Annotated in this window: 14 protein-coding genes; 5 read left to right on the top strand and 9 right to left on the bottom strand. The window is 66.9% G+C overall.

The features are described 5' to 3' along the window. Nucleotides 1-83: 83 nt before the first annotated feature. From SriyCCGPB3_RS11465 to SriyCCGPB3_RS11440, 6 genes are all read right to left on the bottom strand, one after another. A complete protein-coding gene (locus tag SriyCCGPB3_RS11465) occupies nucleotides 84-1,412 on the bottom strand; it encodes a transporter (RefSeq protein ID WP_350259237.1) in 1,329 nt (442 codons plus the stop codon). A gap of 46 nt (nucleotides 1,413-1,458) precedes the next feature. Next, entirely contained in the window at nucleotides 1,459-2,208 is a 750-nt protein-coding gene (locus SriyCCGPB3_RS11460; RefSeq protein WP_110712432.1) for a hypothetical protein, read from the bottom strand. A 13-nt stretch (nucleotides 2,209-2,221) separates the two neighbouring features. Continuing rightward, nucleotides 2,222-2,926: a C39 family peptidase gene (locus SriyCCGPB3_RS11455; protein WP_110712431.1), complete on the bottom strand. Its 705-nt coding sequence runs from the start codon at nucleotides 2,924-2,926 to the stop codon at nucleotides 2,222-2,224. 99 nt (nucleotides 2,927-3,025) lie between these two features. Beyond that, nucleotides 3,026-4,342, bottom strand: coding sequence for an adhesin (locus tag SriyCCGPB3_RS11450; protein ID WP_153855407.1), 1,317 nt, complete (start codon nucleotides 4,340-4,342; stop codon nucleotides 3,026-3,028). Between the two features lie 42 nt (nucleotides 4,343-4,384). Then, the gene (locus SriyCCGPB3_RS11445; protein WP_350259236.1) at nucleotides 4,385-5,008 is read right to left on the bottom strand and encodes a hypothetical protein; all 624 of its coding nucleotides are present in this window, start codon (nucleotides 5,006-5,008) and stop codon (nucleotides 4,385-4,387) included. Continuing rightward, the gene (locus tag SriyCCGPB3_RS11440; RefSeq protein ID WP_350259235.1) at nucleotides 5,005-5,535 is read right to left on the bottom strand and encodes a hypothetical protein; all 531 of its coding nucleotides are present in this window, start codon (nucleotides 5,533-5,535) and stop codon (nucleotides 5,005-5,007) included. The genes SriyCCGPB3_RS11445 and SriyCCGPB3_RS11440 overlap by 4 nt, the downstream gene beginning before the upstream one ends. A gap of 396 nt (nucleotides 5,536-5,931) precedes the next feature. Between SriyCCGPB3_RS11440 and SriyCCGPB3_RS11435 the strand changes: the two genes are divergently transcribed. The 4 genes from SriyCCGPB3_RS11435 (at nucleotide 5,932) to SriyCCGPB3_RS11420 (ending at nucleotide 8,481) form a co-directional block, all read left to right on the top strand. Further along, complete coding sequence (locus tag SriyCCGPB3_RS11435) at nucleotides 5,932-7,287, top strand: sigma-54 interaction domain-containing protein (protein ID WP_350259234.1); 1,356 nt, start codon at nucleotides 5,932-5,934, stop codon at nucleotides 7,285-7,287. A 69-nt stretch (nucleotides 7,288-7,356) separates the two neighbouring features. Beyond that, a complete protein-coding gene (locus SriyCCGPB3_RS11430) occupies nucleotides 7,357-7,818 on the top strand; it encodes a helix-turn-helix domain-containing protein (RefSeq protein ID WP_197591892.1) in 462 nt (153 codons plus the stop codon). A 10-nt stretch (nucleotides 7,819-7,828) separates the two neighbouring features. Beyond that, on the top strand, nucleotides 7,829-8,254 hold the full coding sequence (locus tag SriyCCGPB3_RS11425) for a VOC family protein (RefSeq protein ID WP_197612049.1): 426 nt from the start codon (nucleotides 7,829-7,831) through the stop codon (nucleotides 8,252-8,254). Next, nucleotides 8,251-8,481 (top strand): hypothetical protein, encoded by a 231-nt coding sequence (locus SriyCCGPB3_RS11420; RefSeq protein WP_180846831.1) that lies wholly within the window; start codon nucleotides 8,251-8,253, stop codon nucleotides 8,479-8,481. Before SriyCCGPB3_RS11425 ends, SriyCCGPB3_RS11420 begins: the two co-directional genes overlap by 4 nt. Nucleotides 8,482-8,488: 7 nt before the next feature. On the opposite strand, the gene SriyCCGPB3_RS11415 is transcribed toward SriyCCGPB3_RS11420, so the two are convergent. Continuing rightward, nucleotides 8,489-9,184 carry an HAD family hydrolase gene (locus tag SriyCCGPB3_RS11415; RefSeq protein WP_350259233.1) on the bottom strand — a complete coding sequence of 232 codons (696 nt, stop codon included), beginning with the start codon at nucleotides 9,182-9,184 and terminating at the stop codon, nucleotides 8,489-8,491. 133 nt (nucleotides 9,185-9,317) lie between these two features. Between SriyCCGPB3_RS11415 and SriyCCGPB3_RS11410 the strand changes: the two genes are divergently transcribed. Further along, on the top strand, nucleotides 9,318-10,226 hold the full coding sequence (locus tag SriyCCGPB3_RS11410) for a hypothetical protein (protein ID WP_350259232.1): 909 nt from the start codon (nucleotides 9,318-9,320) through the stop codon (nucleotides 10,224-10,226). A gap of 18 nt (nucleotides 10,227-10,244) precedes the next feature. Here the strand turns inward: SriyCCGPB3_RS11410 and SriyCCGPB3_RS11405 are convergent, their stop codons facing one another. Together SriyCCGPB3_RS11405 and SriyCCGPB3_RS11400 are read right to left on the bottom strand one after the other, a co-directional pair. Continuing rightward, nucleotides 10,245-10,985, bottom strand: coding sequence for a DNA/RNA non-specific endonuclease (locus SriyCCGPB3_RS11405; protein ID WP_110712422.1), 741 nt, complete (start codon nucleotides 10,983-10,985; stop codon nucleotides 10,245-10,247). A gap of 289 nt (nucleotides 10,986-11,274) precedes the next feature. Next, nucleotides 11,275-12,579 carry a hypothetical protein gene (locus SriyCCGPB3_RS11400; RefSeq protein WP_350259231.1) on the bottom strand — a complete coding sequence of 435 codons (1,305 nt, stop codon included), beginning with the start codon at nucleotides 12,577-12,579 and terminating at the stop codon, nucleotides 11,275-11,277. Nucleotides 12,580-12,800: the final 221 nt, after the last annotated feature.

The raw sequence follows: 12,800 nt of genomic DNA, 5'->3' as shown, positions 1-12,800 counted from the left end.
GGCGACCCCGCCTACCAGGCAAGACCCGGGCAAGGCGGGGAGGTGGATAAGCGGCTGTAGTGTCGTCAAGGGCCGGCTTGCCGCTACAACATGTACGGAATCTTGAACGCCAACGTGAAGTCCGGTGCATCCGGGGTCAGCCCGATGCCGAGCAACGTCACCAACGTGGTGTGCTGGTTCAACGCATAGGTCACGCCCAGGTTCAGTGACGCCGCGTTGGCATCGCTGCCGATCACCTTCATCCACTTGCCGCCCTGGAAGCGGGTGGAGGCGCGGGCACTGATGCGGTCACTGAAGGACAGGCTGAGGCTGGTGCGTTCGTTGAAGGCGAATGCCACGCCCGCGCCGAAGTACACCGAACCACCCAGCTTCACGTCGCCCGGGTTGACCGTGTCCGGATTGCTGTCGATGTCACTGAAGCCCCGCGGGAACGAGTGCACGTAGCCCAGGTTGGCGAACAGGATGGCCGGGTCGGCGGTCTTCACCATCGACAGGCCGACGTTGGCCTGCCAGACACCATTGCCGGTGGGTTGCTCGCGCGGCACGGCGAAGCGGATGTAGTCGTCGTCATCGCGCTCGATCACCTTCCAGTCCAGGCCGTAGGGCGCACGCCCGGTGGGGGCGGTGACACCGGCGGTGAGCACGGTCTCCGGGCGCCAGCCGCGTTCGCCGAACAACCGGTAGTTCGCGCTCAGGCCGATATCACCCAGGCCGTTGCCGTTGGTCTCTTCCTGTGCAATGGCGGCGGCTGCTCCGCCGGCGCCGCCTTTCTGGTACACCGTGCGCCGTGCGAGGTAGGGCACGTCCAGGTTCAGGGTCAGGTTCGGGCTGACGCCCCAGCGAGCGGCCAGGTTGTAGGTGAGCGAATCGGATTCGACGTTCTCGATGGCGATGTTGCCGAGGAAGATCGCGTCCAGGGCCAGGAAGCCATTGAGCGTGAGCTGCTTGCGGTCGTAGCGGGCGTAGGTGAGGCTGTTCTCGATGGTGAAGCGGCGTGAGAACAGTGCAGACTGCTGCTGCTTCACGTCGTCCACGCTGCGCCGCGACTCCTGCCTGGCCTGCTGCGCCTCGGCGGCGGTGCTGGCGTATCCCTCGCTGCCCGGCGGAACGGCTGCACCACTCTGTAGAGTCGAGCCATGCTCGACTGCCGTGCCCGTGCCCGTGCCCGTGCCCGCTGCCGATCCTTGCCCGATGGCCGCCGTACGCCCACTCAAGCGCGCCTGCATGGCCTGCACCTGCATGTCCAGTTCGCGCAGGCGCCGCACTTCCTGTGCGTAGTTGGATTTCAGCTGCTCCAGCTGGTTGGCCAGTGCCTGCACGTCCGCGCCGTCGTCGGCCGTCGGCGCTGCAGCCAGGGCGGTGCCCGCCAGCGCCGCCAGCGCCAACGGGGTGATCCTCATCAGGGTGTGCATGTTCGTGTCCTGCGTTGTGGAGCGTCTCCCCCAATGCCGTGCCGTGCTACTGGCCCGGCCCCATGCCGCGGTTCAGCGCGATTGCCTGGGCCACGTTCTGGCTCAAGGGCAGGTTGCCGCCCACGGTGTCGCGTACCAGTTCCAGCCGCAGCTGGTTGCTGGCGATCTGGCCATCACCGGCGAGGGCGATGCCCTGGCCGACGCTGCCATTGCGGATCCATTGCTGTACCAGGCCCTGGCCATCCACCTGCAACTGCAGGCGCAACTGGTTGCCATCGAGTACAGCGGTGGCGGTCGCGCCGGACTGTTGCGTACTGACCGAACGCGCGTCGCCGCCTGGCAATGTGGGCACGCCGCCATCGCGTACGGTCAGCGTGGTGGCATTGCGTGCGCTGTTGCCATCGCCGGCCACCTGCACGCTCTGCACCAGCCCGCTGACGTTGGCCAGGCCACTGCTGTCGATGGTGCGGCCGTGTGTTCCGGGCAAGGGCGCGTCAGCGGCGGTGACGTGCACGCTGGGCTGGAAACTCAGCTTCGGCGAGCCGCCGCCGCGGAAGTCCATGCCCAGGGTCAGGGCACCCTGCAGGGTCGTGCCATTACCGGCCTGCCACTGCGAGACCATCGTTACCCCGAACCACGCCACGGTATTGCCGCCGACGGTGTAGCGGCCGCGCATCAGGTTCAGTTCGGGGTCCGGAATTTCCTTGAGGCCGTGGCCAGGCGCGCCCTCTGCCGCTTGCAGGGGCAGGGCAGGGATCGCCAGCAGCAGGACGATCGGCAGGGAGTGACGGAACATGGACGCACCTCCTTCAGAACAGGTCGGCATGGCTGAAGCCGAAGTCGACCAGCTCGGCATCGGTGATCGGCCCCTGCCGCGCGTAGAGCGCGCGGGCACTGGGCCGTTCGCTGGGTTGCAGCAGAACCGTGTTGCGATCGAAATCGCTGCCGATCACCACGAATACCGCTCGCGATGGCCATGCAGCGAGGAACTCGGGCAGCGCCAGGCTGCGGTTGCCAAGGATGGGATCAGCGACCTCGACCACACCGTCGCGAACCTGCTTGAGCACCACGAAATGACGGAAGCCGCGCACGTCCATCAGCACCAGCCCCGGCACGCGCAGGGTGCGCAGGCGAGCCTCGTCGATGCGGTAGCCGCGTCCGCGCATGCCCAGCGATTCCACGTAGCGCTTGATGTCGAGCAGCGAGAAGCCGCGCTCGGCGACCAGCGCCGGATCGGAGACCCCCATCATCCCCTCGATCACCGTCGCTTCATCGGTATCCAGGTGATAGGCATGGCGCAGGATCGTCGCCAGAGCGGCCGCGCCGCAGCTGTAGTCGGTGTGCTGGCGCACCACGTTGCGGTAGCGCCGCTCCTGCATGCTCTCCACCTTCTGCTGCAGCAGTGCCCCGTTGGGCAGCACGCCACTGAAGCGGACATCGCCCGCCCACGCCGATGCCGTACCCAGCAGCAACAGGCAGGGCAGCAGGCGCAGTGAGCGTCGGCAACGGATCATCACGTTCTCCGGCAGCAGGGGGGAGCCCCTGTCCCAAGGGGGAGGAGGAACAGGGGCTCCCGGGAACCCGGCCATTGGCGGACGGCCGGGGTGTTGCGCTTACTCGCCGCTGCCACCACCGCCGCCGGTGCTGGGCTGGGCGACGGCCAGGGCCAGGCTGTTGGCCTGCAGGTTGCCGGTGCCGGACGCCACGTTCACGCCGATGTTGCCGGAGGCGCCCGAGAAGGCACTGCCCGACAATGCCGAGGTGTTGGTGGCATCGACGTTCACCCAGCGCGTGGTGCTGACCGTGCCGCTGAGGCTGGCGTACAGGTCGGCCACGCCCAGTTCGACGAACTGGCTGGTGCCGCTTTCACGCGTATCGAAGCCCAGGCCACCGACCCCCGGACGATTCGGGTTCATCGTGGCGTTCTGGATTTCGTTGTCCAGATCGATGTGGCCGGTGCTGTTGCCACCCGGGTGCGGCAGCTCGCCATTCCAGGTATCCAGGTAGTAGTTGGCCATCTGGTAGGCGTTGCCGGTACCGCGGTAGGTGCCCGCGCCATAGGCCAGGGTCAGGCCGCTGACGCCGCCATGCATGCCGACCTGCACGGTATCGGTGTACGACTTCACGAAGCCGGCGTTGCTGACCGTGTTGCCGGTGGAGACCTGGTTGGAGCTGATGCTCGACTGCGCCACCGCCGTGGTCGCGACCGAGGCGGCGAGCGCGTTCTTCTGCTCGTTGTTGTTCCCCGAGGCGATGTTCACGCCGATGTTGCCCGATGCGCCGCCGAAGGCATTGCCACCGAGGCTGGCGGCATTGGTGACGCCCGAGTTCTGGGTGACGTTGCCGAAGCCGGCCTGGTTGACGAACACCTCGGCGTCAGCCATGCCGAAGCTGAAGGACGCGTCGGCCGCGGACAGTGACGCGGCATTGTCCTGGGCGTTGTTGTCGCCGGACACCACGTTGAAGCCGAGATTGCCGGAGGCACCGGCACCGACGCTGTCACCGATCGAAGCGCGGTTGGTGACCAGGCTGTTGCTGGTGGCGTTGTTGCTGATCGACTGGCGGTTGTCGATCACCGCGATGGCCGCGGAGTCGAGGTCGATGTCGCCGGTGATGTTCGGGTCACCGGAGAAATTGACGTCGGTGCTGAGGCGCAGGTCTTTCTCCAGGTTCACGTCGACGCCGTGGTTGTTCTTTTCCTTGCGCTCGTCGGCCTGGATGTTGCTGTGCTTCTGCACATTGACGTTGACGGTGCGGTTGCGTACGTCGTTGTCGGTATGGTTGTGGGTGTCGTTGCGGGTTTCGCTGACGGTGTGGTTGTGGTTGATGTTCGCGTTGGCGTTCTGGTTGTCCCAGCCATTGGCCGCAGCGGCGGTCGAGGCAGTGGCAATCGCCATGGCGAGCATGGTCCGTTTGACGGTCGCTTTCATGGTGCCCTCTCTCTCATCGGGTGGTGCATCGGTGGGTGGTTGTCACGGACGGTCCTGCACGACCAGGCCCAGCACATTGGCCGTGTCGTTGCCGCTGCCCGCGATCTGATTGAGTTGCAGGATCCCGTCGAATCCCCGCAGTGCGGTGCTGGCGACACCGGCGCTGCGGGTGCCCGTCGCGACGCCGTGACCGGCGTCGTCCCGCCCCCCTGCCAACGCGGAACCTTCTGCGGCCAGGGCCGTGTCGTCGGTTTCGCGTATGCCCTGTCGGGCCAGCGTCGCGCTGACGACGTTGAGCGTCGTGTTGGCGATGCCGCTGGCCTGGTTGATTGAAGCGATGCCGCTGGCACCTGCCAGCGCATTACCGCCGATCTGCGCGGAGGCAGCCAACGGTGCCGACAGCACCCGGTTGCCTTGCTGCAGTTGTTGCGTGCTGATCGCCACCTCGGCGCGTTCGCCCCGGGCGATGCCACGCAGATTGGCCTGGAGGTTCAGGTCGCCCGCCGCCTGGTTCACGGCGATGGCCCCGCTCGAGCCGGCCAGGGCGCGGCCGTCGATGCGGGTCACGTCCAGGTACGCGAGCATGCCACTGTAGTCGTCGGCCATCGCCGGCAGGGGCGTGGCACCCAGCCCGAGCCCCAGCAGCAGCCAGCACAGGCGCCTCATTTGCCACCTGCCGGGGCCGTGCCCTGCAGCGGGAACTGACCCAGTGCGCCACGCACCGTATCGGCAATGCCGCGGGTACTGTTGCCGACGGCGCCCAGCGGTCCACTCATGGCGCCGCCGAGGCTGCTGCCGACCATGCCGTCGCTGCTGCGTCCCAGGGTGCTGCCCAGGGCCTGCTGGGTGACCCGTTCGACCGTGGTGCCGCCAGGTGCGGCCATGGGCCTGGCCTGGCCCGCGCCCATTCCGGCGTAGTCCTCGTCGCTGAGTTCGTCCATCCCGATGGCAGGGCCACCCGCTCCCAGTGCAGCGGCGATTTCGCGCTGCGGCTTCGGATCGGCGATCAGCGCCATGCCCGGCGGTGCCATGCGATAGGCCGGCCGCGCGGAGACATCTCGCAACAGGACGATTTCGCCCGGCTGCGGCTTCACGCCCTGGCGTGCGCCGGAGGCGGATGCACTCGTGACGATCGCCAGCAGGGTGAATCCCAGCGACGCAGCCAAGCCACGAATCAGGGTGGTGCCGTCCATGCCGATCTCCCGCGATGGGTGCGGCGGATCCACGCATCAACCGTGCCAACGTCGAAAGTCCTGCGCGCCAAGCGGGGAGACAAACGACCGCGCGATGGGGTGGCCCCGGTGTGTTACAGCGGCGTCGCAGAAATGTTGGGATTCCGCAGCGCCAAGCGCTGCGGGGCAAGGCGGCGGGATGACTGTCGCATTCCTGTTACAGCGACCGGCGCAGAGTGCAACGGTGCAGCTTCAGGTGCGTATTTCTTGACGCGCTGCTCATTGCAACGCCGTTTAGCGGGGCGCTAGCATCCGCCCAACAAAGGCCGCCGTGGCGGCCGTAGGGGTCCCGGCGGAGGGCGGCACGCCGGCGATTGGCTGACAGTCCGCCGACGGTGTCCGGATGCTGGGGGAAGCATGGCAGCGGTCCCGGAAGTTTCTGCATCGCGTTGCGTGCTCTGGTTTGGCCAGCCGCTGGCGAGCGAGCGCAGCGCGATGGCGGCTGCAGGCTGGTACGTGCGCAGCATCCACCCTGATCCTGCGATGGCGATCGGCTTGCGCGGGCGTGACCGACTGCTTGCGGTGCTGGATCTGCGCCATCTGGATGCCACCGACCTGCATTTGCTTGAGCCGTGGATCGAGCAGCATCTGCATCTACCGTGGCTGGCGGTTCTGCCACCGGGTGCCGGCGTCACACCACCGGCGTGGTTGCCCCTGCTGCAGCGCTGCCTTGCACGGTTCACCCTGCCGTTCGGGCTGCAGGACCTGGTCTGCGCGATACGCCAGCAGTTCGATGCGGATGATCCCTCGATCGATGAGGCCTGTGGCGGGCAAGGGCCGCGTGCGCTGATTGGCGAGAGTCCTGCGCTGCATGCGGTGCGCACAGTGCTGCACAAGTTCGCCCCGGTGGAACTGCCGGTGCTGGTCACTGGCGAGACCGGTACTGGCAAGGAGTTGGCGGCGCATGCGCTGCACGCGCTGTCGGGTCGCGCGGGCAAGCCGTTCATCGCGGTCAACTGCGGGGCCATTCCGGCCAGCCTGGTGCAGTCGGAACTGTTCGGCCACGAACGCGGCTCGTTCACCGGCGCCGACAAGCGCCAGATCGGCGTGTTCGAGTCCGCACACGGCGGCACGGTGTTCCTGGATGAAGTCGGCGACCTGCCCGCCGAGGCGCAGACCAGCCTGCTGCGTGTACTGCAGGAGGGCACCTTCGAGCGCGTCGGCAGCAGCCAGTCGTTGCGCGCGGATGTGCGGGTGCTGGCCGCCACCCACGTGGAACTGGAACAGGCGGTGGCACAGGGGCGGTTCCGCAGCGATCTGTACTACCGTCTGAACGTGCTGCGCCTGCTGATGCCACCACTGCGCGAACGCGGTGCTGATGTGCAGCTGCTGGGCGAACACTTCCTGCGCTGCTTCCGGCTGCGCCACAGCGTGCGCGCGCGTGGTTTCTCGCCAATGGCGCTGCAGGCGATGCGGCGTTTCGGTTGGCCCGGCAATGTTCGTGAGCTGCTCAACCGGGTGCAGCGGGCGGCGATCATGGCCGAAGGCGAGCTGATCAGCGAGCGTGACCTGGAACTGGGGGAGCCGGTACAGGCGCTGCCCAGCGCCATGCTGCACGATGCCCGCGGCCAGGCCGAGCGCGATGTACTGCTGCAGACCCTGCGCCAGACCGGCTACAACGTCTCCGAGTGCGCGCGGCAGATGCAGATCTCGCGCGTGACGGTGTACCGGCTCTGCCGCAAGCACCGGCTGGAGCTGCCGGCGCAGCGTTGAGCCGGGTTGACGCGGCGGGGCGCTCCGCCCACCCTTCGGTCAACGCCCCCGTGTGGCCACGCGAGCCAGATGAACCAGAGCCCCGAACTGCTGCGACGCCTGCTGCGTGCCAAGGACCGGATGGACCGCGCCAGCCACGAGGAGTGGCCGGTCGCGCGCCTGGCCGAGGTCAGTGCGGTGTCGCCGGCGCATTTCGCGCGTTCGTTCAAGCAGGCGTTCGGGCTGCCGCCGCACCGCTACCTGCTCAGCCGTCGCATCGAGCGTGCCGTGGCGCTGCTGCGTGATACCGACCTGGCGGTCACCGAGATCGCGGCGCAGACCGGCTGGGCCAGCCTCGGCACCTTCGGCCGTATCTTCCGAGACATCACCGGCGACAGCCCCGGCAACGTGCGCGAGCGGGAACGGGCAGCACAGGGGCCACAGCACGTAGTGCCCGAGTGCCATGCGCGTGCCGCCCAGCGGCCCGACCTCAACATCGCAGTTTTGGAGAAGCGCCGCCGCCAGGCCGTTGCTAACGTGGGCCCCACCTGAGGGAGGTCCCATGACGAACACTGTGAACACGGTCGGCCTGTACGTACGAGACCAGGATGAAGCGCTTGCGTTCTACGTCGACACGCTCGGCTTCGAAGTACACACCGACGTACGCAATGGCAGCTATCGCTGGCTGACCGTGCGCAGCCCCGGCCAGGACGGCTTCCAGCTGGGCCTGTTCGTGCCGGGGCCACCGACCCATGATGCGGCCACGGCGCAGGCGCTGCAGCAGCTGGTGGCCAAGGGGGCGATGCCACCGCTGGTGCTGGCCGTGGATGACTGCCAGGCGCGCTACTCGCAATGGTTGGCACAGGGCGTGGAGTTCACCCAGGAGCCGATCGAGCGCTTCGGCGCCATTGATGCCGGATTCCGTGACCCCTCGGGCAACGGCTGGAAGATGATCGAAGCCCGCTCCGATGCGAGGCGCCGTCAATGAGCCGCGGCCGTTGGGCCCGGCCGCTGCACCGCTGGACCTCGATCGTGTTCACCCTGGCGGTGATCGCCAACTTCGTCGCCCGTGGGATGGGGCAGGGCGAGCCTGCGGCGTGGCTCACCTATTCGCCGTTGCCCCCCCTGTTCCTGCAGCTGTTCACCGGCCTGTATCTGTTTGCATTGCATTACGCGGGCAAGCGCCGCAGCGCCTCGCTGGGCGCTGCGGGATGATGCTGCGTCAGGCCACGGCGTCGATGGCGTGGGCGGCAAGCAGGGCGGGCAGGTCTTCCATTCGCTGGAAGATGACCTTGGCACCGGCAGCGCGCAGGGCTTCGGGCGCGCTGTGGTGCGGACCGCCCTCACTGAAGCCGAATACGGTGGCTCCGGCTGCCACGCCAGCCGTTGCACCGGTCACGGTATCCTCGATCACCGCGCAGCGCTTCGGGTCCACGCCCAGCGCTGCGGCGGCGGCCAGATAGACATCCGGGTGAGGCTTGGTGTTCGGCATGTCCTGGCCACTGAACACATGGGCACCGAAGGCATCAAGGATGCCGACCTTGCCCAGCTGCAGCTTCACCTTGTGCAGGTCGGCGCCGGACGCACAGGCGATCCGGCCGCCAGTGGCGGCGCCGATCGCGCGCACGGCCTCAGGCGCGCCCTGGATCGCAACCAGGTCGCGCTCCAGCGCCCGGTTGCGCTGCTGACGGAATTCTTCCAGCCATTCCTCGGTGAACGGCTTGCCGGTGCGCTCTTCGATCAGCCCCGCCAGATGGGCCACGGACTGGCCCAGGAACACCTCGCCGGCCTGCGCCGGGGTCAGCGGCCAACCACGTTCGGTCAGCATTTCCGAGAGCACGCGGGCCACCAGTGGCTCGGAATCAACGAGTACGCCATCGCAGTCGAACAACACGGCATCGAAGGGAAAACGGGACATCTACAACTCCTGGGGCATGCGATAGGGGCGGGCGCCTGCCATTTTCCCATAGCCACGCAGGCAGGGCACGCTGCCGGACAGAGCGCTAGACTGTCCACGGTTGCGTACCGATACCGTTGCACAGGAGCGAGCCTTGAACCGGCTGCGATTGTTCTTCAGCGCCTATCCCGTCGTATTTGCAATGGCTGCGAAGCTGTCCGTGCTGAGCCTGTTCCTGCCGGGCTTCATTGAAGGCATGGCCGTGGCGCGCGGGCATGGCATGCAGATCGGGGCCAGTGGCTTCGCCGATGCCCTGGTTTCGTTGGCGTTCCGGCTGTGTTGTTTCGCCGCGGCGGCCGTGCTGGCTTCCACCGTTCTGTTCGGGCGAGGAGGCGCACTGTGGATCCGGCATCCGCTCGCGTCAGGCGTGTCCTTCTACCTGATGTTGATCGTGCTGGATCATCTGTCGGTGTGGATGTACCTGCAGATGGGCCCACCGGACGCACATTCCCTGGTCTGGGTGGTGGCCGCTTCACTGCTGCACACGCTGTTGCTGACAGCGGTCGCACTGCTGCCTGCACTCCTGTTGCAACGCGGTCGCGCAATCCAGGGGCCGCACACCGGCGTGGTCAGCGCCAGTCAGGTGGGCGCCGGCATGCTGTTGCTCGGTGGCGCGTGCCTGCCAGCAATTCTCGTGCAGCTTCGCCTGATGGCATTGGAGTCCGGTTCCCCGACGGTGGGGGATGGCCTTTGGCTGGAGCTGCAGATCGTTCTGCTGCTCACGCTGGTGCTGGCGGCACTGGCTTCAACCGCCGGCGTTGTGACCGGAATTACGCCTTCCGCTGCTCCGGCAATGGGGCGCGTGCTGGCCACAGCAGCGCTGCTGACCGGAACGGCCTCGCTGATCGTGATACTCGTGTCTGGCGTCCTGCTGATGATCGCGCAGGTGCCTGGGCCGTTCGGACTGCTGCTGTTGGCACTGGCGATGCTGGCCGCCAGCGCTGCCCAGTACCGGGTTGCCAGAACGCTGGCGTCGCGACAGCTCGCAACGCCAGCACATTGAGTCGGGCGTCCTGGCGGATCAGCTCAGATCACAGCCCGCCGGCTGCGGCCAGGTCGTGGCCGGCAGCATGGCCTTCAGCGAGGCCGGCGCGTTGATGGCCACATAGCTGGCGCCCAGCAGCTCTTCCAGGTCGGCGATGGTCACCAGGTAGTTGTCCAGGCTGCCCAGGTTCGCTTCGTTCGGGATGATCCAGCTGATCGCCTTGGCGGTGCCGGTGTTCGGGTCGCGGGTGATGATCGTCTTCCAGAAGAACTCCGGCGTGGGAATGCCGTGGCTGGCCAGGAAGTAGTCATTGGAGGCATCGCCATAGACCACGCCGCCATAGACATCCACCGGCGCGATGTCGCGGTAGCACTCGGCCACGTTCTCGGCCTTCACCCAGATGCCCTGGTTGAAGCTGGATACCTGCGGAACGATGTTGGTCATGTAGTTGGCGCGACGGATGTAGGTCGCGTTGTAGTCCATGTGGTTGGAGGTGACCAGATGACCGCGGTCATAGCCGGATTTGATGCTGGCATATGAGGCCGTGCTGGTCTGGCCCAGGCAGCCGGCGGGCAGGTCCGGGTCCTTGTAGAAGCTGGAGGGGCGCGCTTCCGAGCCGGTGTCTGCGGTGAGCGTGTATTCGTAGCGGGTGGCGCTGTGGATGCTGCAGTCGTAGGTGAGCACGAAGCCGCCCTTGTTGAGGGTGACGACCTGGGCCTGGGCTGCGCCGGCGACGGCGCTGAGGACGAACGCGAAGAAGAAGCTTGCGAGGCGCATTGCGGTTCTCCAGCAGAAGTTCAGGGCGCAGCCGTCCGCCACGACCGGGCCGGGGCGAAGTCATGGGAGGACGTTGCGGAGACGGGTGCTGCGGATTGCGGTGGGACGTGACCGCGATGACAGGGCCGTGGAGGCCGTGCGGTGTCGTAAGCGTCACAAGCTGTCGTCTTTCGGTCAACGACGAAAAGACCAAGCTGTGACAGCGCGCAAGCACTGGAGATGTGTCAGATGGAGCAGGGCTTGGCTGAAACCCAGGCCTGCTAGGGCATCGCGGCGCCTGTAGGTGTCGTCAGGGGTTCGCCTTCAACACGTAGTCGCCATTGCGTGTTCCCGGCACCAGCGACCACTCCGGTTTCAGGTTCAGCGACCATCCCGGCCCCTGCAGTGGCGGCTCAGTACTTGCGGGCGCCTGCACGAACACCGCCTTCCAGTCGCTCTGCATCAACGCACCGTCGGTGACATCCAGGCTGCCCCAGACGTCGGTCAGTCGCATCGTTGGATACACCGTGCCACGGCCAGGCAACGGCTGCATCGTGTTGGGGTTGAACTGGATGCGCATGCTGCGCAGGTCCAGGCGCACCACCGGGCCTGTCACGAAGCGCGCACGATTGTGTTCCAGCTGCGCCAGGCGCTGCTGTTCGCGCAGCGTTTCGGCTTCGCGCAGTACTGGCCCGTCGTAGCGCGCGGCAGCTGCCCGCAGTGCGGTCACGTCCGTCTGTGGAGGGGCACCGGTCGCTTCGGCCAGACGCGTGCCGAGATCCTGGGCGTGGTGGGCGAGATCGCTGCGCCAACCGGGGGCCGCCTGGTCCAGCAGCAGGCCATAGGCCGGGCCGGTGGCGTAGGCGAAAGAGCGGACGAAGCTGCGATCAGCAACGTGCGCCCGGAGGTCATGCAGCGCCGCCCGGACGCGTGTCGCGGGCGACGGGTTGCCGACGACCACGCCGGTGTATTCAGCCAGGCCCTCGTTCAATTCCAGCGCCGCTTCCTCCTGCGCGGCCGCAGGGAACTGGCGGTGGCGTTCGGCGCGGAATGCAAGCGCATCCATCATCGCAGTGTGCTGCGCCACTGCATCGGTGGCCGCAAGCGCATCCGCCAGTGCGCGCCATTCCAGCTGCAGCCAGTAGCGTCCTTCAAGCGTGTCGAGGTGTTCGTTTCCGCCCTCGGTCGGCGCGATGATGGGCAACGCCGGTTGCAGGCGATGGAACATTTCGTGAGCCAGCAGGGTACTGCGCCGGGACGCGTCCTGCGGCAATGGCCAGAGCAGCTGCGTCCAGCGTGTGCCGGACCAGTCCACGGCGGTATTGGCGACGATCGCATCGGCCGGAAGCTGGCCTGCGAACACGTTGCCGCGCGCCTTCAGCGCACCCTGTGCGTCTGCGTGCGAGGCGATGACCTGCCGGCTCCCTGGATCAACCAGCATCATCGGCCCGCACAGGGATTGGCCCCACAACTGTCCGCCATCGGCCTGGCACAGTGCCCGCGCTTCCCTGAAGATTCGACTCGCGTCCGCATCGGCGATCGGTGATTCAACGGACCATGCCGGTCCTGCTGCACAGGCAGCGCAGGCGATCAGTACGAAGCGGAGAGTGTCCATGGCATCCGTGCATTGATGGGCACAGACAGTCATAGCACTGGATACTGCTGCCCTTCAATGATGGACAACGAACGCGGTGCCGCTTCGGCTGCCCAGGCCATGGCTACGCCCTGCAGGAAGGCATCCATACTTTCGCGTACTGATCCCTGCCTTGCAGCTGTCACGAAAAACTGTGCGCCACGTCAAATTTTGAGGTAGTGTCGATTCTGCTGCCGGGGCGC

The sequence above is a fragment of the Stenotrophomonas riyadhensis genome, from assembly GCF_040256885.1.
Taxonomy (GTDB): Bacteria; Pseudomonadota; Gammaproteobacteria; order Xanthomonadales; family Xanthomonadaceae; genus Stenotrophomonas; species Stenotrophomonas riyadhensis.
Note: the sequence above shows the minus strand (reverse complement) of the source record. Positions and strands in the feature narration are given on the sequence as shown.

Coding starts and splice junctions, on each gene's coding strand:
- SriyCCGPB3_RS11435 (WP_350259234.1), top strand. CDS start 5,932: ATGGCAGCGGTCCCGGAAGTTTCTGCATCGCGTTGCGTGCTCTGGTTT.
- SriyCCGPB3_RS11415 (WP_350259233.1), bottom strand. CDS start 9,184: ATGTCCCGTTTTCCCTTCGATGCCGTGTTGTTCGACTGCGATGGCGTA.
- SriyCCGPB3_RS11450 (WP_153855407.1), bottom strand. CDS start 4,342: ATGAAAGCGACCGTCAAACGGACCATGCTCGCCATGGCGATTGCCACT.
- SriyCCGPB3_RS11440 (WP_350259235.1), bottom strand. CDS start 5,535: ATGGACGGCACCACCCTGATTCGTGGCTTGGCTGCGTCGCTGGGATTC.
- SriyCCGPB3_RS11405 (WP_110712422.1), bottom strand. CDS start 10,985: ATGCGCCTCGCAAGCTTCTTCTTCGCGTTCGTCCTCAGCGCCGTCGCC.
- SriyCCGPB3_RS11425 (WP_197612049.1), top strand. CDS start 7,829: ATGACGAACACTGTGAACACGGTCGGCCTGTACGTACGAGACCAGGAT.
- SriyCCGPB3_RS11455 (WP_110712431.1), bottom strand. CDS start 2,926: ATGATCCGTTGCCGACGCTCACTGCGCCTGCTGCCCTGCCTGTTGCTG.
- SriyCCGPB3_RS11430 (WP_197591892.1), top strand. CDS start 7,357: ATGAACCAGAGCCCCGAACTGCTGCGACGCCTGCTGCGTGCCAAGGAC.
- SriyCCGPB3_RS11445 (WP_350259236.1), bottom strand. CDS start 5,008: ATGAGGCGCCTGTGCTGGCTGCTGCTGGGGCTCGGGCTGGGTGCCACG.
- SriyCCGPB3_RS11460 (WP_110712432.1), bottom strand. CDS start 2,208: ATGTTCCGTCACTCCCTGCCGATCGTCCTGCTGCTGGCGATCCCTGCC.
- SriyCCGPB3_RS11420 (WP_180846831.1), top strand. CDS start 8,251: ATGAGCCGCGGCCGTTGGGCCCGGCCGCTGCACCGCTGGACCTCGATC.
- SriyCCGPB3_RS11400 (WP_350259231.1), bottom strand. CDS start 12,579: ATGGACACTCTCCGCTTCGTACTGATCGCCTGCGCTGCCTGTGCAGCA.
- SriyCCGPB3_RS11465 (WP_350259237.1), bottom strand. CDS start 1,412: ATGCACACCCTGATGAGGATCACCCCGTTGGCGCTGGCGGCGCTGGCG.